The organism is Mycobacterium sp. 852002-51613_SCH5001154 (genome assembly GCF_001667425.1).
Lineage (GTDB): Bacteria > Actinomycetota > Actinomycetes > Mycobacteriales > Mycobacteriaceae > Mycobacterium.
Genome location: NZ_LZII01000077.1, coordinates 1 through 19,581, shown reverse-complemented (window position 1 = coordinate 19,581; position 19,581 = coordinate 1). Strand labels below are relative to the sequence as shown.

The 19,581-nt window shown below is 68.0% G+C and carries 19 protein-coding genes and 1 pseudogene; 15 read left to right on the top strand and 5 right to left on the bottom strand.

What is annotated here, in order from left to right; all coding sequences use genetic code 11:
* A partial coding sequence (locus tag A5750_RS26425; protein WP_231989265.1) for a hypothetical protein occupies window positions 1-259 on the top strand: 259 nt, incomplete at its 5' end.
* A gap of 18 nt (window positions 260-277) precedes the next feature.
* Here A5750_RS26425 and A5750_RS20250 read toward each other — a convergent pair.
* Window positions 278-871 carry a DUF5666 domain-containing protein gene (locus tag A5750_RS20250; protein WP_082948052.1) on the bottom strand — a complete coding sequence of 198 codons (594 nt, stop codon included), beginning with the start codon at window positions 869-871 and terminating at the stop codon, window positions 278-280.
* Between A5750_RS20250 and A5750_RS26420 the strand changes: the two genes are divergently transcribed.
* A complete protein-coding gene (locus A5750_RS26420; protein ID WP_231989264.1) occupies window positions 870-1,133 on the top strand; it encodes a hypothetical protein in 264 nt (87 codons plus the stop codon). The two genes, A5750_RS20250 and A5750_RS26420, sit on opposite strands and share 2 nt — an antisense overlap.
* Window positions 1,134-1,153: 20 nt before the next feature.
* On the opposite strand, the gene A5750_RS20245 is transcribed toward A5750_RS26420, so the two are convergent.
* Window positions 1,154-2,980: an acyl-CoA dehydrogenase gene (locus tag A5750_RS20245; RefSeq protein WP_067265229.1), complete on the bottom strand. Its 1,827-nt coding sequence runs from the start codon at window positions 2,978-2,980 to the stop codon at window positions 1,154-1,156.
* Between the two features lie 267 nt (window positions 2,981-3,247).
* Between A5750_RS20245 and trxA the strand changes: the two genes are divergently transcribed.
* The 4 genes from trxA to A5750_RS20225 are packed head-to-tail and all read left to right on the top strand — an operon-like array spanning window position 3,248 to window position 6,419.
* Window positions 3,248-3,601, top strand: a complete 354-nt coding sequence (gene trxA, locus A5750_RS20240) for a thioredoxin (protein ID WP_066958286.1) — start codon at window positions 3,248-3,250, stop codon at window positions 3,599-3,601.
* Between the two features lie 55 nt (window positions 3,602-3,656).
* Complete coding sequence (locus A5750_RS20235; RefSeq protein WP_066958222.1) at window positions 3,657-4,466, top strand: enoyl-CoA hydratase; 810 nt, start codon at window positions 3,657-3,659, stop codon at window positions 4,464-4,466.
* 21 nt (window positions 4,467-4,487) lie between these two features.
* Window positions 4,488-6,116 (top strand): ABC-F family ATP-binding cassette domain-containing protein, encoded by a 1,629-nt coding sequence (locus tag A5750_RS20230; protein ID WP_066958226.1) that lies wholly within the window; start codon window positions 4,488-4,490, stop codon window positions 6,114-6,116.
* A gap of 57 nt (window positions 6,117-6,173) precedes the next feature.
* Window positions 6,174-6,419, top strand: a complete 246-nt coding sequence (locus tag A5750_RS20225) for a helix-turn-helix domain-containing protein (protein ID WP_255360758.1) — start codon at window positions 6,174-6,176, stop codon at window positions 6,417-6,419.
* Between the two features lie 38 nt (window positions 6,420-6,457).
* Here the strand turns inward: A5750_RS20225 and A5750_RS20220 are convergent, their stop codons facing one another.
* Both A5750_RS20220 and A5750_RS20215 read right to left on the bottom strand, forming a co-directional pair.
* A complete protein-coding gene (locus A5750_RS20220) occupies window positions 6,458-7,039 on the bottom strand; it encodes a TetR/AcrR family transcriptional regulator (protein ID WP_066958233.1) in 582 nt (193 codons plus the stop codon).
* A gap of 9 nt (window positions 7,040-7,048) precedes the next feature.
* A complete protein-coding gene (locus A5750_RS20215; protein WP_197505480.1) occupies window positions 7,049-9,868 on the bottom strand; it encodes an aconitate hydratase in 2,820 nt (939 codons plus the stop codon).
* 189 nt (window positions 9,869-10,057) lie between these two features.
* On the opposite strand from A5750_RS20215, the gene A5750_RS20210 reads away from it, so the two are divergent.
* The 9 genes from A5750_RS20210 (at window position 10,058) to A5750_RS20170 (ending at window position 19,056) form a co-directional block, all read left to right on the top strand.
* Window positions 10,058-10,579, top strand: coding sequence for a DUF6676 family protein (locus A5750_RS20210; protein WP_067265223.1), 522 nt, complete (start codon window positions 10,058-10,060; stop codon window positions 10,577-10,579).
* Window positions 10,580-10,839: 260 nt separating this feature from the next.
* Window positions 10,840-12,276: an NlpC/P60 family peptidoglycan endopeptidase RipA gene (gene ripA / locus A5750_RS20205; protein ID WP_066958241.1), complete on the top strand. Its 1,437-nt coding sequence runs from the start codon at window positions 10,840-10,842 to the stop codon at window positions 12,274-12,276.
* A 25-nt stretch (window positions 12,277-12,301) separates the two neighbouring features.
* Window positions 12,302-13,039, top strand: a complete 738-nt coding sequence (gene ripB, locus A5750_RS20200) for an NlpC/P60 family peptidoglycan endopeptidase RipB (RefSeq protein WP_066958243.1) — start codon at window positions 12,302-12,304, stop codon at window positions 13,037-13,039.
* A 152-nt stretch (window positions 13,040-13,191) separates the two neighbouring features.
* The gene (locus A5750_RS20195) at window positions 13,192-14,325 is read left to right on the top strand and encodes a MoxR family ATPase (RefSeq protein ID WP_066958245.1); all 1,134 of its coding nucleotides are present in this window, start codon (window positions 13,192-13,194) and stop codon (window positions 14,323-14,325) included.
* Complete coding sequence (locus tag A5750_RS20190; protein WP_067265220.1) at window positions 14,322-15,275, top strand: DUF58 domain-containing protein; 954 nt, start codon at window positions 14,322-14,324, stop codon at window positions 15,273-15,275. The genes A5750_RS20195 and A5750_RS20190 overlap by 4 nt, the downstream gene beginning before the upstream one ends.
* A complete protein-coding gene (locus A5750_RS20185; protein WP_066958250.1) occupies window positions 15,272-16,279 on the top strand; it encodes a VWA domain-containing protein in 1,008 nt (335 codons plus the stop codon). Before A5750_RS20190 ends, A5750_RS20185 begins: the two co-directional genes overlap by 4 nt.
* Before the next feature lie 148 nt (window positions 16,280-16,427).
* Window positions 16,428-17,195 (top strand): 3-oxoacyl-ACP reductase FabG1, encoded by a 768-nt coding sequence (fabG1, locus tag A5750_RS20180; protein ID WP_067265217.1) that lies wholly within the window; start codon window positions 16,428-16,430, stop codon window positions 17,193-17,195.
* Between the two features lie 34 nt (window positions 17,196-17,229).
* Window positions 17,230-18,039, top strand: a complete 810-nt coding sequence (inhA, locus tag A5750_RS20175) for an NADH-dependent enoyl-ACP reductase InhA (RefSeq protein WP_067265214.1) — start codon at window positions 17,230-17,232, stop codon at window positions 18,037-18,039.
* A 6-nt stretch (window positions 18,040-18,045) separates the two neighbouring features.
* On the top strand, window positions 18,046-19,056 hold the full coding sequence (locus A5750_RS20170; RefSeq protein ID WP_067265211.1) for a ferrochelatase: 1,011 nt from the start codon (window positions 18,046-18,048) through the stop codon (window positions 19,054-19,056).
* A 75-nt stretch (window positions 19,057-19,131) separates the two neighbouring features.
* Here A5750_RS20170 and A5750_RS20165 read toward each other — a convergent pair.
* Window positions 19,132-19,581: pseudogene (locus A5750_RS20165) on the bottom strand (hypothetical protein); the annotation flags it as partial.

The window sequence follows — 19,581 nt, the reverse complement described above, 5'->3', positions numbered from 1 at the left end:
GAACTGTCAGCTCTGCGCCGCGCTCGGCGGGGCGGCCGCCGGCACCGACGGGTTGGCGGGGCTGCTGGTTTTGGTGTCGTTCGAACGGCACATGGCGACGCACAGCAGGATCACCGCGATGACGGCGACGAGCGCGAGCCGGGCGAGCCGGGGTTTCACCGGGGTGGCAGGCATCGTCACTTCTCCGATCGCGCGGGTTACCCTCGCCAGCGAGTACCCAGGCGAGCGCGGTTATCACAGCCGCGCTCGCCTGGAGTGACGGTAATCTCAGCCGCGATCAGCCACCCTGGCCGGGCTGCTTGGGCTTGCCGCATTTGCCGTCGGTGGCCTGCCGCACGTTGATGCTGGTCGCCTGCAGCGCGCCCCCGTTGTCCATCGTTCCGCGCGCCCAGAGGCACTTACCCTGCGCAATCGCGTCGGTGGTGGCGGAGGCCTGCTTGCTGTACTTGGTCTTGTCATCGACCGTCACCGCGGTCTGCGTGGTGTTGCCGCTGGGGTCGGTGCCGGTGACGTTGATGGTGTTACCCGACACCGACGCCACCGACCCGCGGACCGGGGCCGGCTTCGGGGTCGGCGCGGGCGAGCCTGGGGGCGCCGGGGTGGTGGAACTCGGTCCCGAACCCTGCCCCGCCGGCTTGGCCGGGCAGGCGCCGTTCACGGAGGGGCTGACCTTCACGGACGCCGCGGTGACGGGTTGCCCGCCCTGGGGCGGCTGAGTCGGCCGCACGGTGACGCAGCTGCCGGAGGTGACGTCGGTCAGTGCGGCGGGGATGGTCTCGGTGATCTTGGTGGTCGAGGTGAAGTTGACCGCGGCGGTCGATTTGTCTTCCTTGGTGACCTGGATGGAATTGCCCGCGACGGATGCGATCATGCCGCTGACCCGGGCTTCGCCGCTGGCCGGGGCCGGCCACGTGGTCGTCGAGGTCACCACCGAGGTGGACGTCGAGGTCGACGTCGTCGGCGTTGCTTTGTTCGACGAACTGCATGCGGCGACGGACAGCGCGGCGACCCCGGTGACCGCGAGGACTGCGAACCGGGTGCGCCGGGGCGTTGGACAGCTGGCAGACATCAACGTTTCTCCAATCATGGTTGGACCCAACGGAATGGGTATTACCCGTCGAAGCTGTAGCTAACCTGTGTGTAATGCCGGTGGTCAGAATGCCTGTTCCGGAACGCGCATGATCTCGCCGTCGATGGACTCGATGACCTTGCGCAGGGATGTGAGCTTCGGAAGCATGTTCTTGGCGAAGAACGCCGCGGTCGCCACCTTGCCCCGATAGAAGGCGGCGTCGGTCGCGGCCGCGTCGGCCAGCGCCGCGTGCGCGACGCCCGCCTGCACCAGCAATCGCCAGCCGATCAGGAGATCCCCCACCGCGAGCAGGTAACGCACCGATCCGAGCCCCACCTTGTAGATCTCGCCTGGGTGCTGGGCGGCGGACATCAGGTAACCGGTCAACGCGCCCGTCATCGCCATGACCTCGTCGAGCGCGGTCTGCAGCAGTTGGGCCTGCGGCTCGAGGGCCTCGTCGCAGGCATCGATGGTCTCGCTGATCTGAGCCGTCACGAACTGCAGGGCCTCACCGCGGTCGCGAACGATCTTGCGGAAGAAGAAGTCCAGCGCCTGGATGGCGGTGGTGCCCTCGTAGAGGGAATCGATCTTGGAGTCCCGGATGTACTGCTCGAGGGGATAGTCCTGCAGGAAGCCCGAACCGCCCAGCGTCTGCAGCGACTCGGTGAGGATTTCGTAGGCCCGTTCGGAGCTGACGCCCTTCACGATCGGCAGCAGCAAGTCGTCGACGCGGTGCGCCATCCCGTGGTCTGCCCTCGAAACATGTTGCGCCACAGCGTCATCCTGGTGCGCGGCGGCGTAGAGGTACAGCGCCCGTAAACCCTCGGCGTAGGCCTTCTGCGTCATCAGGCTGCGGCGCACGTCGGGGTGGTGGATGATGGTGACCCGCGGCGCGGTCTTGTCGGCCATCTGCGTCAGGTCCGCGCCCTGCACCCGCTCTTTGGCGAAGGCCAGCGCGTTCAGATAGCCCGTGGACAGGGTGCCGGCGGCCTTCACGCCGATCGTCATGCGCGCGTGCTCGATCACGGTGAACATCTGCGCGATCCCGTTGTGCACGTCGCCGACCAGGTAACCGACGGCGGGCAAATCCGTTGCGCCGAAGGTTAATTCGCATGTCGGCGAGGACTTGATCCCCATTTTGTGTTCCAGGCCGGTGGCGAAGACCCCGTTGCGCGCGCCGAGTTCGAACGTTTCCGGGTCGAACAGGAATTGCGGGACGTAGAACAGGCTCAGCCCTTTGGTGCCCGGGCCGGCGCCCTCGGGCCGGGCCAGCACGAGGTGAAAGACGTTGTCGGCGGTGGTGCCCACGTCCCCGCCGGAGATGAATCGCTTGACGCCCTCGATGTGCCAGGTGCCGTCGGGCTGTGCGATGGCCTTGGCCCGACCGGCGCCGACGTCGGAGCCCGCGTCGGGCTCGGTGAGCACCATGGTGGCCGCCCAGCCGCGCTCCACGCCCTCCGCCGCCCAGCGCCGCTGCTCCTCGTTGCCCTCGACGTACAGGGCCTGGGCCATCAACGGGCCGAGGCAGAAGAAGTTGGCGGAAGGATTGGCGCAGATGATCATTTCGTTGACCGCCCACGCCAGCGGTGGGGGTGCGGCCATGCCGCCGATCTCCTCGTCGAGCATCAGCCGCCACCAGCCGGCCTCCTTGATCACCTGCACGGTCTTGACCAACTCGTCCGGCACGCTGATCGTGTGCTCGGCGGGGTCGAAGACCGGCGGGTTGCGGTCGGCGAACGCGAAGGATTCGGCCACCGGGCCCTCCGCCAGGCGAGCGGCTTCGGCCAGGATGGTTCGCGCCGTTTCGACGTCGAGGTCGCTATAGCTTCCGGCGCCCAGCGCAGCGCCCAGACCGAGCACTTCGAACAGGTTGAACTCGAGATCACGGACGTTAGCGATGTAATGGCCCAACGCGATTTCCTCACTGGTCCCTGAGGCGGCGAATCGTCCGCATCAGTGTGTCCGACGTGGGAAAACGTACGCAACCGTAACCTACGGCGGGCCGCGGCCCGATTACGCGTCGATGTCGACGCGGCGAACCGCGCGCGAGCCCGCATCCATTGCGCGGCAGGCAAACCCGGGAAGGGGGTCCGGATGGCCCGGCAGGTCCGGCGTGGTGGGGTATCGGCGGCCTGGCAACCGGGGAACATCAAGCCGCGTTCGGGCGTTATGGCAAATGTGACAACACTCGATCTCACCGCTGAGAAGTTCAACGAAACCATCGAGGGCAACGACATCGTGCTCGTCGATTTCTGGGCGTCCTGGTGCGGGCCGTGCCGCCAGTTCGGGCCCACCTTCCAGGCGTCCGCGGAGAAGCACCCCGACATCGTGCACGCCAAGGTCGACACCGAGGCCGAGCAGCAGTTGGCCGCGGCCGCCCAGATCCGTTCCATCCCCACGCTGATGGCCTTCAAAAAGGGCAAACTGCTGTTCAACCAGGCCGGGGCGCTGCCGCCGGCGGCTCTCGAAGACTTGGTGCAGCAAATCAAGGCGTTCGACGTCGACGCGGCCCAGGCCGGTCAAGCCGAATAGTCCCGACACCGCGGCGCGCGCAGGGCGGTGCCCGGCTACGCGCTAGGTTGCTTGGGTGAGTCTGGTACTGGTAGAGCACCCGCGGCCCGGCGTCGCGCTGATAACCCTCAATCGGCCCGAGCGGATGAACTCCATGGCTTTCGACGTCATGGTGCCGCTCAAAGAGGCCTTGGAGAAGGTCAGGTACGACAATTCGGTGCGCGTGGTCGTGCTGACCGGGGCGGGCCGGGGCTTCTCCTCGGGCGCCGACCACAAGTCCGCGGGCTCTGTGCCCCACGTCGAGGGGCTGACCCGCCCGACCTACGCGCTGCGTTCCATGGAGATCCTCGACGAGGTCATCCTGGGGCTGCGCCGCCTGCATCAACCGGTGATCGCCGCGGTCAACGGCCCGGCCATCGGCGGCGGCCTGTGTTTGGCGCTGGCCGCCGACATCCGGGTCGCCGCCACGAGCGCGTACTTTCGCGCCGCCGGCATCAACAACGGCCTGACCGCCAGCGAACTGGGGCTGAGCTACCTGCTGCCCCGGGCCATCGGCTCGTCGCGGGCGTTCGACATCATGCTGACCGGCCGCGACGTCACCGCCGAGGAGGCCGAGCGCATCGGGCTGGTGTCGTGCCAGGTGCCCGACGAGCAGCTGCTGGACACCTGCTACGCCATCGCCGCGCGGATAGCGGCGTTCTCGAGGCCGGGAATCGAGTTGACCAAGCGCACACTGTGGAGTGGACTGGACGCCGGTAGCCTGGAAGGGCACATGCAAGCCGAAGGCTTGGGTCAGCTGTTCGTTCGTCTGCTCACCGCCAACTTCGAAGAAGCGGTTGCCGCGCGCGCGGAGCGACGCCCGCCGGTATTCACCGACGACAAGTAGCCGTAGCAAAAGGGAGAAGATGTGATCACGGCCACGGACCTCGAGGTCCGCGCTGGTGCGCGCATCCTGCTCTCACCCGACGGCCCGGATCTGCGCGTTCAGCCCGGCGACCGCATCGGGCTGGTCGGCCGCAACGGCGCGGGCAAGACGACGACTTTGCGCATCCTGGCGGGGGAGACCGAGCCGTACGCCGGATCCGTCGTGCGCGCCGGCGAAATCGGTTATCTGCCACAGGATCCCAAAGAAGGCGACCTCGAGGTGCTGGCTCGCGACCGCGTCCTGTCGGCCCGCGGCTTGGACGTTCTGCTCACCGATCTGGAAAAGCAGCAGGCGTTGATGGCCGAGGTGGCCGACGACGACGCCCGCGACCGCGCCATCCGCCGCTACGGGCAGCTGGAGGAGCGGTTCGTCGCGTTGGGCGGCTACGGCGCCGAGAGCGAGGCCAGCCGCATCTGCGCCAGCCTCGGCCTGCCGGATCGGGTGCTGACGCAGAAGCTGCGCACGCTGTCCGGCGGGCAGCGCCGCCGGGTGGAGCTGGCGCGCATCCTGTTCGCCGCGTCCGACACCGGGGCGGGCTCGTCGACCACCCTGCTGCTCGACGAGCCGACCAACCACCTGGACGCGGATTCGGTGGGTTGGCTGCGCGATTTCCTGCGGTCGCATACCGGCGGTCTGGTCATCATCAGCCACAACGTTGAGCTGCTCGCCGATGTGGTGAACCGGGTGTGGTTCCTGGACGCCGTCCGCGGCGAGGTCGACGTCTACAACATGGGCTGGCAGAAGTACCTGGACGCCCGGGCCACCGACGAACAGCGGCGCCGTCGTGAACGCGCCAACGCCGAACGCAAGGCCGCCGCGTTGCGCACGCAGGCCGCCAAGCTGGGCGCCAAGGCCACCAAAGCCGTTGCGGCACAGAATATGTTGCGTCGCGCCGACCGGATGATGGCCGCTCTCGACGAGGAGCGGGTCGCCGACAAGGTGGCCCGGATCAAGTTCCCCACCCCGGCCCCGTGCGGGCGCACGCCGCTGGTCGCCAAGGGGCTGAGCAAGTCATACGGGTCGCTGGAGGTGTTCAGCGGTGTCGATCTTGCCATCGACCGCGGCTCGCGGGTGGTGGTGCTGGGGCTGAACGGCGCCGGCAAGACCACGCTGCTGCGTCTGCTGGCGGGCACCGAGGAGCCCGACACCGGCGGGCTTGAGCCCGGACACGGTTTGCGCATGGGCTATTTCGCGCAGGAGCACGACACACTCGACAACGACGCGAGCGTCTGGGAGAACATCCGACACGCCGCACCGGATTCGGGTGAGCAGGATCTGCGCGGCCTGCTCGGCGCGTTCATGTTCAGCGGGCCCCAACTCGACCAGCCGGCGGGCACCCTGTCGGGCGGTGAGAAAACCCGGCTCGCGCTCGCGGGCCTGGTGGCGTCCACGGCGAACGTCCTGCTGCTCGACGAGCCGACGAACAACCTCGATCCCGCCTCCCGCGAACAGGTGCTGGACGCGCTGCGCAGCTACCAGGGCGCGGTGGTGCTGGTGACGCACGACCCGGGTGCCGCCGAAGCCCTCGACCCGCAGCGCGTTGTGCTGCTGCCCGACGGCACCGAGGATTTCTGGTCCGACGAATACCGGGACCTGATCGAGCTCGCCTGACTTCTGGGTGCTTTTCGGCCAATTCCGCCCGCGGCCGACGGCGGGTTCTTACTCTGGGTGCTTGTCGATCGTGTTCGGGCGCGGAGGGCATCCATGAAAAGGACACCGCAAAGGTCGAAGCAGACCCGGGAACAGTTGCTGTTCGAGCTGCGCAACGCCTACGAGGGCGGGGCCAGCATCCGCACGCTGGCCGCGTCCACCGGCAGGTCGTACGGATCGGTCCACAGCATGTTGCTGCAGGCCGGCGCAACGATGCGCGGTCGTGGTGGGCCCAACCACACCTCGCGATCTGCGCGGGTATAGCGTCACTGCGAAATCACGTCCCCTTGTTCGCAGTGACGCTATGCCTGCGGCCCAGAGTCCTTGCGGCGTACCGAATTCTCCACCAGGTCGAGCACGGCGGACAACCGGCGCGGATCTTCGCCTGACGCCAGCCGGGCCACCAGGCCGTCGAGCACCAACTCCAGGTAGCACTGCAAAACGTCGCCGGGAACGTCGTCGCGGACCCGGTGCGCCTCCTTCTGCCGGCGCAACCGATCGGTCGTCGCCGCCGCCAATTCCGCGGACCGCTCCGCCCAACCGCGGCTGAACTCCGGGTCGTTGCGCAGCTTGCGTGCGATCTCCAACCTGGTCGCCAGCCAGTCGAACTGGTCCGGCGCGGCGAGCATGTCGCGCATCACCTGGATGAGGCCCGCGCGCGACGCCACGTCGGCCATCCGCTCGGCATCCTCGTGCGCCAGCGCGAAGAACAGCGCGTCCTTGTCGCGGAAGTGGTGGAAGATCGCACCGCGCGACATCCCGATCGCTTGTTCCAGCCGCCGAACCGTGGCCTTGTCGTAGCCGTATTCGGCGAAGCAGTGGCGAGCTCCGTCGAGGATCTGGCGGCGGCGCGCCGCCAGATGGCCCTCGCTTACCTTGGGCACGACTAGGGACTAGCCGGACTTAAGCATGTTGCGCAGCACGTACTGCAGGATGCCGCCGTTGCGGTAGTAGTCGGCTTCCCCGGGGGTGTCGATGCGCACCACCGCGTCGAACTCGACCGGGTCGCCGCCATCCTTGGTGGCCTTGACGCGCACCGTCTTTGGCGTCTTGCCGTCGTTGAGCGCCTCGATGCCGGTGATGTCGAACACCTCCGTGCCGTCCAGCCCCAATTCCTTGGCGGACTTGCCCTCCGGGAACTGCAGCGGGATCACGCCCATCCCGATCAGGTTGGAGCGGTGGATGCGCTCGAACGACTCGGCGATCACCGCCCGCACGCCCAGCAGCAGCGTGCCCTTGGCCGCCCAGTCGCGTGAGGAGCCGGACCCATATTCCTTACCGCCCAGCACCACCAGCGGAATGTCCTGCGCCGCATAGTTTTGCGCGGCGTCGTAGATGAACGCCTGCGGGGCGCCGTCCTGGGTGAAGTCGCGGGTGTAGCCGCCGGAAACGTCATCGAGCAACTGGTTGCGGAGCCGGATATTGGCGAAGGTGCCGCGGATCATCACCTCGTGGTTGCCGCGCCGGGAGCCGAATGAGTTGTAGTCCTTGCGATCGACGCCGTGCTCGTCGAGGTACTGCGCCGCGGGCGTCCCCGGCTTGATGGCACCGGCGGGGGAGATGTGGTCGGTGGTCACCGAGTCACCCAGCAGCGCCAGCACCCGCGCGCCGGTGATGTCGCTGACTGGCTCGGGCTCCGCCGACATCCCCTCGAAGTACGGGGGCTTGCGCACGTAGGTCGAATCCTGGTTCCACTCAAAGGTATTGCCGCTCGGAGTGGGCAGGTTGCGCCAGCGCTCGTCGCCCTTGAACACGTCGGCGTAGTTCTTGGTGAACATCTCCTGGCTGATCGCCGAGGCGATGGTGTCCGACACGTCCTTCTGCGACGGCCAGATGTCTTTGAGGAAGACGTCGTTGCCGTCCTTGTCGGTGCCCAGCGGCTGCTTATCGAAGTCGAAGTCCATGGTCCCGGCCAACGCGTAGGCCACCACCAGCGGCGGGGACGCCAGGTAGTTCATCTTCACGTCGGGGTTGATCCGGCCCTCGAAGTTGCGGTTACCGGACAGCACCGCCGACACCGACAGGTCGTTGTCGTTGATCGCCTTGGAAATCTCCTCGGGCAGCGGGCCGGAGTTCCCGATGCACGTGGTGCAGCCGTAGCCGACGAGGTAGAAGCCGAGCTTCTCCAGATAGGGCCACAGGCCGGCCTTGTCGTAGTAGTCGTGGACCACCTGCGAGCCCGGCGCCATCGTCGTCTTCACCCAGGGCTTGGACGCCAGCCCCTTCTCGACGGCGTTGCGCGCCAGCAGCGCCGCGCCCAGCATCACCTCGGGGTTGGAGGTGTTAGTGCACGACGTGATGGCCGCGATCACCACCGCGCCGTGGTCGAGCTCGAATTCGCCACGGTCGTCGGACTTTACCCGCACAGGGTTGCTCACCCGGCCCTTGGCATGTGCCGCAGCCGATTCGAACTTCGGGGCGTCGTCGGCATGGCCGTTCTCCAGCGCGCCGGGGTCGCTGGCCGGGAAGGACTCGTCGACGGACTCGTCGAGCTTGGAGTACTCCTTCTTGTCGGGGTCGTCGCCGACGTAGTCGCCGATCTGCCCACGGAAGGTGGACTTGGCCTCCGACAATGGGATTCGGTCCTGCGGGCGCTTCGGTCCGGCGATCGACGGCACCACGTCGGACAGGTCGAGTTCGAGGTATTCGGAGAAGGCCGGCTCGTGCTTGGGGTCGTGCCACATGCCCTGCTCTTTGGCGTACGCCTCGACCAGCGACAGCTGCTCTTCGGAGCGGCCGGTGAACCGCAGGTAGGAGATGGTCTCCTCGTCGATCGGGAAAATCGCTGCGGTGGAACCGAATTCGGGGCTCATGTTGCCCAGGGTGGCGCGGTTGGCCAGTGGCACCTCGGCCACGCCCTCGCCGTAGAACTCGACGAACTTGCCGACCACGCCGTGCTTGCGCAGCATCTCGGTGACGGTGAGCACGACGTCGGTGGCGGTGACGCCCGCCTGGATCTCACCGGTCAGCTTGAACCCGACGACCCGCGGGATCAGCATCGACACCGGCTGACCGAGCATCGCGGCCTCGGCCTCGATGCCGCCGACGCCCCAGCCCAGCACACCCAGGCCGTTGACCATCGTGGTGTGCGAGTCGGTGCCCACGCAGGTGTCCGGGTAGGCCACCCCGTCACGGTCCATCACCACGCTGGCGAGGTACTCGATGTTCACCTGGTGGACGATGCCGGTGCCCGGCGGCACCACCTTGAAGTCGCGGAAAGCGCCTTGGCCCCAACGCAAGAACTGATAGCGCTCCCCGTTGCGCTGGTACTCGATTTCGACGTTGCGCTCGAAGGCGTCGGCGGTGCCGAACAGGTCGGCGATCACCGAGTGGTCGATCACCAGGTCGGCCGGCGCCAGCGGGTTCACCTTCTCCGCCTTGCCGCCGAGGTCGCCGATTGCCTCGCGCATGGTGGCCAAGTCGACGATGCACGGCACCCCGGTGAAGTCCTGCATCACGACGCGAGCGGGCGTGTACTGGATCTCAATGCTGGGGTCCGCCTTGGGATCCCAGTTCGCGATGGCCTCGATGTGGTCCTTGGTGATGTTGGCGCCGTCCTCGTTGCGCAGCAGGTTCTCGGCGAGGACTTTGAGGCTGTAGGGGAGTTTTTCAGTGTTGGGGACGGCGTCGAGGCGATAGATCTGATAACTCTTGTCGCCGACCTTCAGGGTGTCGCGTGCTCCGTATGAGTTCACAGAATCTTCTTTAGTCACTTCAACTCCCGGGATTAAGTTCTTCCGCCGACGGGCCGTGTCGGCGGCGCGGTGCTACTTTAACAGTACGCTTGTCCTGCATTACGACGGGGCGCCCGTAGGTCCAGTCTTATCGCGTAAGTCGACGGTTTAAACCCCCCGAAATGAAGTCGCGTACGGTGCCTGTAGCGCTACGGCAGGAGGGACATCATGACCTTGCATCCGGTCCTACCCGTCTACATCCCGCAAGACGTCGACATGACCGCGGTCAAGGCCCAGGTCGCCGCGACCGGCGTCAGCGCGCCGGCGGCGGACATGCCGGGCCTGCTGCACATCGTCGACGAGGCCCATGCCAAGGGCATCAACCTCAAGATCGTGCTGCTCGACCACAACCCTCCGAACGACACCCCCCTGCGGGACATCTCCACGGTGGTCGGCGCCGACTACCACGACTCCACCGTCCTGACGCTGAGCCCGAGCTACGTCGGCAGCTACAGCACTCAGTTCCCGCGGGTCACGCTGGAGGCGGGCGAGGACATCGCCAAGACCGGTAACCCGGTGGTCTCGGCGCAACACTTCGTCAACGAGCTGAGCGCCCCGGAATTTCCCTGGACGGGCCTGACCATCTTCCTGTTGCTGGCCGTGCTCGCGGCGGCCGTCGGGACCCGAATCCTGCAGGTGCGCGGCAGGCGCTCAGCAACGCCGGCGGATTCGGGGGAGCGCAGGAAGTGACGCCCACCAACACGGCCTAGCCACCCGCATCCGCCCCGGCCGGCTCCGTCGGTCGGGCCCTGGGACGTCGTCCCGGCAAACCCGGTAGATAACCGTTCGGTCACATTAAACGCACGTAGAGAGTGCGATTTCTGTGGAGCGTTTGCGCGCCCAAAGGTGTGACGTACGGTGCAAATGATGCTGGTGTTGTCTTTGGCGCCCTTAACGAACTCTGTGGCCGGCGCCGCCCGTCGCGTTGAGCCGTAGGAGACCTGAGTCGAATGAGACGCACACGCCGGGGCTCTACTGCGCAGCCGGTCGCAAGGCTGGTGCGGCCGGTCGTGCCGTCGGTCGTGAGCGTGGCCCTGCTGCTCTGCACGCCCGGGCTGGCGCACGGTGATCCCGCCGCCGACAGCCTGGCCGGGCTGATCGCCAACGTCGCCAAGGCCAACCAGCGCCTGGAAAACCTGAGCGCCGAAATTCAGACGGAACAGGAGAGCGTCAACAAGGCCCTGGTCGACGTCGAGACCGCCCGGGACAACGCCGCCGCCGCCCAACACGACCTCGAGACCAGCCAGCAGTCGGTCAAAGACGCCAACGCCGCGATCGCCGCGGCGCAGCAGCGGTTCGACACGTTCGCGGCGGCCACCTATATGAATGGCCCTTCGAGCGGATACCTGACCGCCAGCAGCCCCGACGACATCATCGCCACCGAGGCCGCCGCCCAGACGCTGTCTTCGAGTTCCCAAACGGTGATAGCCAAGCTGCAGCGGGCGCGGACCGAACAGGTGAACAAGGAGTCGGGGGCGCGGCTGGCCAAGCAGAAGGCCGACAAGGCCGCGGCCGACGCCAAGGGCAGCCAGGACGCCGCGGTGGCGGCGCTGACCGACTCCAAGCGCAAGTTCGACGAACAGCGCGACCAAATCGCTCGCCTGGCCGCCGAACGCGACGAGGCTCAGGCCAAACTGGAAGCGGCCAAACGGCAGTGGGCTTCCGGCCCGGGCGGCCCCGCGGCTCCAGCGTCGGGCGACCGGTGGGAGACCGGCTCGCCGGGCGCGCCGGCGCCGCAGGCCGGGGCTCGCCGCTGGGACGGTGGGTGGGACCCGACCCTGCCGATGATCCCCAGCGCCAACGTGCCCGGCGACCCGATCGCGGTCATCAACCAGGTGCTGGGCATCTCGGCGACCTCCACGCAGGTCACCGCCGGGCTGGGCCGCAACTTCCTGCAGCAGATGGGCATCCTCAAGCCCGACGACACCGGCATCACCAACGCGTCCCCCGGTGCGACGGCCGGGCGGATCCCGCGGGTCTACGGCCGGCAGGCCAGCGAATACGTGATCCGGCGCGGGATGTCGCAGATCGGCGTCCCGTACTCCTGGGGCGGCGGCAACGCGGCGGGGCCGAGCAAGGGCATCGACTCCGGCGCCGGCATCACCGGCTTCGACTGTTCGGGCCTGGTCCTGTACTCGTTCGCCGGGGTGGGCATCAAGCTGCCGCACTACTCGGGCTCGCAGTACAACCTGGGCCGCAAGATCCCGTCCTCGCAGATGCGCCGGGGCGACGTCATCTTCTACGGCCCCGGCGGCAGCCAGCACGTGACGATCTACCTCGGCGACGGCCAAATGCTCGAGGCTCCGGACATCGGTCTGAAAGTCCGCGTGGCGCCGGTGCGCACCAGCGGTATGACGCCCTACGTGGTCCGCTACATCGAGTGGTGAACGAATGAGAACTGAACGGGGAGTCATGCGCCGCAAGCGGATTCGTCTGATCAACTTCGCCTGGATCACCACCGTGGTGACCGGGCTGATGTTGTCTTCGGCCATTTCCGGGGCCGCCCCCGCCACCGCCGACCCCGGCGGGTGGGATCCCACCCTGCCGGCGACCATCAGCGCCGGCGCCCCGGGTGATCCGCTCGCCGTCGCCAACGCCTCGCTGCAGGCCACCGCGCAGGCCACCCAAACGACGATGGACCTCGGCAGGCAGTTCCTTGGCGGCCTCGGAATCAACATCCTGGGCGATCCCGCTCCCACCGCGGCCAGCCCCACCAACCCCGGCGGCAAGATCCCGCGGGTCTACGGTCGGCAGGCCATCGAGTACGTGATCAAGCGGATGGGATCGCAGATGGGCGTCCCGTACTCGTGGGGTGGTGGCTCGCTGGACGGTCCCAGCAAGGGCGTCGGCGACGGCGCCGACATCAACGGCTTCGACTGCTCGGGCCTGATGCGCTACGGCTTCGCCGGGGTCGGCGTGCTGATCCCGCGGTTCTCGGGCGACCAGTACAACGCGGGCCGGCACATCCCACAGGACCAGGCCAGGCGCGGTGACCTCATCTTCTACGGGCCGAACGGCGGCCAGCACGTCACCATGTATCTGGGCAACGGCCAGATGCTGGAGGCGTCCAGCCTCGCCGGCAAGGTGACCGTCAGCCCGGTGCGCAAGCCCGGCATGACGCCGTTCCTGACTAGGATCATCGAGTACTGATCCAGGTGTGTTCGCCCGGCGGGATCCCGGGGGCGAACCACCAGCGTCGACGGAATCCGGCGGGCCTGGAATAGTTGGACGCGGGCACGTCGCGGCCCCACGACAGTCGTGGTGCAAGCAGTCGTGTCCGATTGAGCTGTGGAGGGTTATTGATGACAGCAGCAGGTGGGCCGCCTCCGGGCGCCAGCGGTTACTCGGGCCCGGGTGGTCCTTCCGGCTCGCCGGCCCAGGAAGCGCCGTCCGGCGGCGGTAACGGCCTGGCCGCCGAGGTCCACACCCTGGAGCGCGCCATCTTCGAGGTCAAGCGAATCATCGTCGGGCAGGACCAGCTCGTCGAGCGCATGCTGGTCGGTCTGCTCTCCAAGGGCCACGTGTTGCTCGAGGGTGTCCCCGGCGTGGCCAAGACGCTGGCCGTCGAGACCTTCGCCAAGGTCGTGGGCGGCACGTTCGCCCGCATCCAGTTCACGCCCGACCTGGTGCCCACCGACATCATCGGTACCCGCATCTACCGGCAGGGCAAGGAAGAGTTCGACACCGAGCTCGGCCCGGTGGTGGTGAACTTCCTGCTCGCCGACGAGATCAACCGCGCGCCGGCCAAGGTGCAGTCGGCGCTGCTGGAGGTCATGCAGGAACGCCAAGTGTCCATCGGTGGCAAGAGGTTCCCGCTGCCCAACCCGTTCCTGGTGATGGCCACCCAGAACCCGATCGAGCACGAGGGCGTGTACCCGCTCCCCGAGGCCCAGCGGGACCGCTTCCTGTTCAAGATCAACGTCGGCTACCCGTCCCCGGAAGAGGAGCGGGAGATCATCTACCGCATGGGCGTGCGGCCGCCGGAGCCCAAGCAGATCCTGAACACCGGCGACCTGTTGCGGCTGCAGGACATCGCGGCCAACGGCTTCGTGCACCACGCGCTGGTCGACTACGTGGTGCGCGTCGTCATGGCCACCCGTTATCCCGAGCAACTCGGGATGAACGACGTCAAGACGTGGATCTCGTTCGGTGCGTCCCCGCGTGCCTCGCTGGGCATCATCGCCGCGTCCCGGTCGCTCGCGCTGGTGCGCGGCCGCGACTACGTGATCCCGCAAGACGTCGTCGACGTGATTCCCGACGTGCTGCGGCACCGCTTGGTGCTCACCTATGACGCGCTCGCCGACGAGATCTCGCCGGAGATCGTCATCAACCGGATCCTGCAGACGGTCGCCCTGCCTCAGGTGAACGCCGTTCCGCAGCAAGGGCAGTCGGTGGCCCCGGTGATGCAGGCCGCCGGCGCGGCTAGCGGTCGGTGACCGACCCCAAGCAGCCGGCGGTGCCTCATCCGCCATCGATGCAGCGCGGGCAGATCGTGGACCCGAAGCTGGCGGCGGCGCTGCGGCAGCTCGAGCTGACGGTCAAGCGCAAGCTCGACGGCGTCCTGCACGGCGACCACCTCGGCCTGATCCCCGGGCCGGGCTCGGAGCCGGGGGAGTCACGCGAGTACCAGCCCGGCGACGACGTCCGGCGGATGGACTGGGCCGTGACCGCGCGCACCATGCACCCCCACGTCCGGCAGATGATCGCCGACCGCGAGCTGGAGACCTGGATGGTGGTCGACATGTCGGCCAGCCTGGACTTCGGCACCGTCGGGTGCGAGAAGCGGGACCTGGCGGTGGCGGCCGCGGCCGCGATCACTTTCCTCAACAGCGGCGGCGGCAACCGGCTGGGCGCGCTGATCGCAAACGGCGAGACGATGGTCCGGGTTCCGGCGCGCTCCGGGCGCCAGCACGAGCAGACGCTGCTGCGCACCATCGCCACCACACCCAGGGCGCCGGTCGGGGTGCGCGGGGACCTGGCGATGGCCATCGACGCGTTGCGCCGCCCGGAACGCCGACGCGGCATGGCGGTGATCATCAGCGACTTCCTGGGGCCGATCAACTGGATGCGCCCGCTGCGCGCGATCGCGGCCCGGCACGAGGTGCTTGCCATTGAGGTGCTCGACCCCCGCGACGTCGAACTGCCCGACATCGGCGACGTCGTGCTGCAGGACGCCGAATCCGGCGTGACCCGCGAATTCACCATCGACGCGCAGCTGCGTGACGACTTCGCCAAGGCGGCCGCGGCGCACCGCGCCGAGGTGGCGCGCACCATCCGCAGCTGCGGGGCCCCGGTGCTGACGCTGCGCACCGACCGCGATTGGATCGCCGACATCGTCCGTTTCGTCGAGTCCCGCCGGCGCGGTGCATTGGCGGGGCGGCAGTGACATTGCCGCTCCTCGGCCCGATGTCGTTGTCGGGCTTCGAACACTCGTGGTTCTTCCTGTTCCTACTCGTCGTCGCCGGGCTCGCCGCGATGTACGTGCTCATGCAGCTGGCGCGACAGCGGCGGATGCTGCGATTCGCCAACATGGAGCTGTTGGAAAGCGTTGCGCCCAAACGGCCTTCGCGATGGCGGCACGTGCCGGCCATCCTGCTGGTGGCGTCGCTGGTCCTGTTCACCATCGCGATGGCCGGGCCGACACACGATGTCCGCATTCCGCGCAACCGCGCGGTGGTGATGCTGGTGATCGACGTGTCGCAGTCCATGCGGGCCACCGACGTGCAGCCCAACCGGATGGCGGCCGCACAGGAAGCGGCCAAGCAGTTTGCCGACGAGCTGACCCCGGGCATCAACCTCGGGCTGATCGAGTATGCGGGGACCGCCACCGTGCTGGTGCAACCCACGACCAACCGGGAGGCGACCAAGAACGGGCTGGACAAGCTGCAGTTCGCCGACCGCACCGCCACCGGCGAGGGCATCTTCACCGCGTTGCAGGCCATTGCGACCGTTGGCGCGGTGATCGGGGGCGGCGACAAGCCGCCGCCGGCGCGCATCGTGTTGTTCTCCGACGGCAAGGAGACGATGCCGACCAACCCGGACAACCCGAAGGGCGCGTTCACCGCCGCGCGCACCGCCAAAGACCAGGGCGTGCCCATCTCGACGATTTCGTTCGGCACCCCGTATGGCTTCGTCGAGATCAACGACCAGCGCCAGCCGGTGCCCGTCGACGATTCCACCATGAAGAAGGTCGCCGAGCTCTCCGGCGGGAGCTGGTACAGCGCCGGCAGCTTGGCCGAGCTGAAAAACGTGTACGCGACGCTGCAGCAGCAGATCGGCTACGAGACGATCAAGGGCGACGCCAGCGTCGGCTGGGTGCGGTTGGGTGCGCTGGTGTTGGCGTTGGCGGCGCTGGCGGCGCTGCTCATCAACCGCCGCCTGCCGACGTAGCTGCCGCCTTTGCCCCTTTTTGCTCCCCTTTTGCTCCCGAGCGTCACGCCAGCGTGGCTGTGGCAGTCGAGTGTCACGCCAGCGTGACCGGGGCGACATCCCAGGGGGACATTTCAACCACGCGAGGCCCAGGCGATAGGTTGACGGGGTGACTGACACGGCCACCGAGAACACCACCGAAAGTGCCGCCGACGGCGGCAAACCCGCATTCGTCTCCCGTTCAGTCCTGGTGACGGGCGGAAACCGGGGCATCGGACTGGCGATCGCGCAGCGGCTGGCCGCCGACGGCCACAAGGTCGCCGTCACGCACCGCGGGTCCGGGGCGCCCGAGGGGCTGTTCGGCGTTGTTTGTGACGTTACCGACAACGATGCGGTCGACCGCGCGTTCAAGGAGGTCGAGGAGCATCAGGGTCCGGTCGAGGTGCTGGTGTCCAACGCCGGCATCTCGAAGGACGCCTTCCTGATCCGGATGACCGAGGAGCGTTTCGAGGAGGTCATCAACGCCAACCTCACCGGGGCGTTCCGCGTGGCCCAGCGGGCGTCGCGCAGCATGCAGCGCAAGCGGTTCGGCCGCATCATCTTCATCGGGTCGGTGTCCGGGATGTGGGGCATCGGCAACCAGGCCAACTACGCGGCCGCCAAGGCCGGCCTGATCGGCATGGCACGCTCGATCTCCCGCGAGCTGTCCAAGGCCGGCGTGACCGCCAACGTGGTCGCCCCCGGATACATCGACACCGAGATGACCCGCGCGCTGGACGAGCGGATCCAGGCGGGCGCACTGGAATTCATCCCGGCCAAGCGGGTCGGCACCGCCGAGGACGTCGCCGGGGCGGTCAGCTTCCTGGCGTCCGAGGATGCGGGCTACATCGCCGGCGCGGTCATCCCGGTCGACGGCGGCATGGGCATGGGCCACTGAATTCACCAACGACACAAGGACATTAAGGACAGACATGGCAGGACTGCTCGACGGAAAACGGATTCTGGTCTCCGGGATCATCACCGACTCGTCGATCGCGTTTCACATCGCCAAGGCGGCCCAGGAAGCGGGCGCGCAGTTGGTGCTGACCGGGTTCGACCGGTTGCGCCTGATCCAGCGCATCGCCGACCGGCTGCCGGAGAAGGCCCCGCTGATCGAACTCGACGTGCAGAACGAGGAGCACCTCAACACCCTCGCCGACAGGGTCACCGCCGAGATCGGTGACGGCAACAAGCTGGACGGCGTGGTGCACTCGATCGGCTTCATGCCGCAGACCGGGATGGGCATCAACCCGTTCTTCGACGCGCCCTACGAGGATGTCTCCAAGGGCATCCACATCTCCGCGTATTCGTATGCGTCGCTGGCCAAGGCGCTGCTACCGATCATGAACCCCGGCGGGTCCATCGTCGGCATGGACTTCGACCCCAGCCGGGCCATGCCGGCCTACAACTGGATGACGGTGGCCAAGAGCGCGCTGGAATCGGTCAACCGGTTCGTTGCCCGCGAGGCAGGCAAGTTCGGGGTGCGCTCGAATCTCGTTGCGGCGGGTCCCATCCGAACGCTGGCGATGAGCGCGATCGTCGGCGGTGCGCTCGGCGAGGAGGCCGGCGCCCAGATGCAGCTGCTGGAAGAGGGCTGGGATCAGCGCGCACCGATCGGCTGGAACATGAAGGACCCCACCCCGGTCGCCAAGACGGTGTGCGCCCTGCTCTCGGACTGGCTACCGGCCACCACCGGCACCATCATCTTCGCCGACGGCGGCGCCAGCACCCAATTGCTTTAGGCCCTAATGGAATTCGACGCCGTCCTGCTGCTGTCCTTCGGCGGCCCAGAGGGGGCCGAGCAGGTGCGGCCGTTTCTGGAGAACGTCACCCGCGGGCGCAACGTGCCGCCCGAGCGCCTGGACGACGTCGCCCAGCACTACCTGCATTTCGGTGGGGTGTCACCGATCAACGGGATCAACCGCGCCCTGATCACCGAGCTCCAGGGGGAACAGGACCTGCCGGTGTACTTCGGCAATCGCAACTGGGATCCTTATGTTGAAGACGCGGTAAAGAGCATGCGCGACAACGGTGTTCGGCGCGCCGCGGTGTTCACCACGTCTGCATGGAGCGGCTACTCCAGCTGCACCCAGTACACCGAAGACATCGCCCGGGCGCGCAGCGCGGCCGGACCCGACGCGCCCGAGCTGGTCAAGCTTCGGCCCTACTTCGACCACCCGCTCTTCGTCGAGATGTTTGCCGACGCCGTCGCGGCGGCGGCGCAGAGCGTGCCGGATGGCGCGAGGCTGGTGTTCACCGCCCACTCGGTTCCGGTGGCCGCCGACCAGCGACTGGGCCCGAGGCTGTACAGCCGTCAAGTCGCCTATGCCACAAGGCTTGTCGCGGCCAAGGCGGGATACTCCGATTTCGATCTGGCCTGGCAGTCGCGTTCAGGGCCGCCGCAGGTGCCGTGGCTGGAACCCAGCGTCGAGGACCATCTCTCCGCGCTGGCCGCGGCGGGCACCGAGGCCGTCATCGTCTGCCCGATCGGGTTTGTCGCCGATCACATCGAGGTGGTCTGGGATCTCGACGAGGAGTTGCGAGCCCAGGCCGCGGCGGCGGGGCTGGCGTTCGCCCGGGCCGCCACGCCCAACGCGGATCGCCGATTCGCCCGGCTGGCCGCCGATCTCATCGATGAGCTGCGCACCGGCCGGCAGCCGGCCCGGGTGGCCGGCCCCGACCCGGTGCCCGGTTGTTTGGCCAGCGTCGACGGCGCGCCGTGCCGTCCTCCGCACTGCGTCGCCTCGGAAGCGGGCTAGCGGCGATCGCGAGCGCGGCATAGCCGGGCGAAGTCCCCCGCAGGCGGGAGGTGCCCCAAGTCGCCGCCATCAGGGCTAGTCAGCCCACGCCGAGTGCAGGATCGTGGTGACGGCGGCCATCCGCGCCGAACGCACCACCGCGGTCAGCGGCCGCAGCGCGTCGCTGGCAATGCGGGCCTCCGAAGACGATTGGGTGCCGAACGGCTCCGGGCCGGCGACGACGGGAGCGGTGAACCGCTCCGGCGAGTCGGGCGACCGACTGAGTCCGGCGCTGACCGCGACGATGGCGTCGACGTGCGCGGCATTCTCCAGCACCCGCAGCGCCCGGGTCGGCGCATGTTCGGGAACCCGGTGCTGCCGTGCGGATTCCAGCAGTTGCTCGACGAGTCCCCGCGGATCGTCGACGTGGGGGGCCCCCCCCCCCCCCCCCCCCGGGGGCCCCGCGCGGGGGGGGGCCCCGCCCCGCCCGCCCCCCGCCGATTTGGGGGCGCGCCCCCCCGCGGAGTGGGGGTTTAAAAAAAAACA

Bases quoted from the DNA above. Each gene is read 5' to 3' on its own strand.
- A5750_RS26420 (WP_231989264.1), top strand. From the start codon at position 870: ATGCCGCTGACCCGGGCTTCGCCGCTGGCCGGGGCCGGCCACGTGGTC.
- A5750_RS20250 (WP_082948052.1), bottom strand. From the start codon at position 871: ATGATCGCATCCGTCGCGGGCAATTCCATCCAGGTCACCAAGGAAGAC.
- A5750_RS20210 (WP_067265223.1), top strand. From the start codon at position 10,058: ATGACCTTGCATCCGGTCCTACCCGTCTACATCCCGCAAGACGTCGAC.
- ripA (WP_066958241.1), top strand. From the start codon at position 10,840: ATGAGACGCACACGCCGGGGCTCTACTGCGCAGCCGGTCGCAAGGCTG.
- ripB (WP_066958243.1), top strand. From the start codon at position 12,302: ATGCGCCGCAAGCGGATTCGTCTGATCAACTTCGCCTGGATCACCACC.
- A5750_RS20195 (WP_066958245.1), top strand. From the start codon at position 13,192: ATGACAGCAGCAGGTGGGCCGCCTCCGGGCGCCAGCGGTTACTCGGGC.
- inhA (WP_067265214.1), top strand. From the start codon at position 17,230: ATGGCAGGACTGCTCGACGGAAAACGGATTCTGGTCTCCGGGATCATC.
- A5750_RS20170 (WP_067265211.1), top strand. From the start codon at position 18,046: ATGGAATTCGACGCCGTCCTGCTGCTGTCCTTCGGCGGCCCAGAGGGG.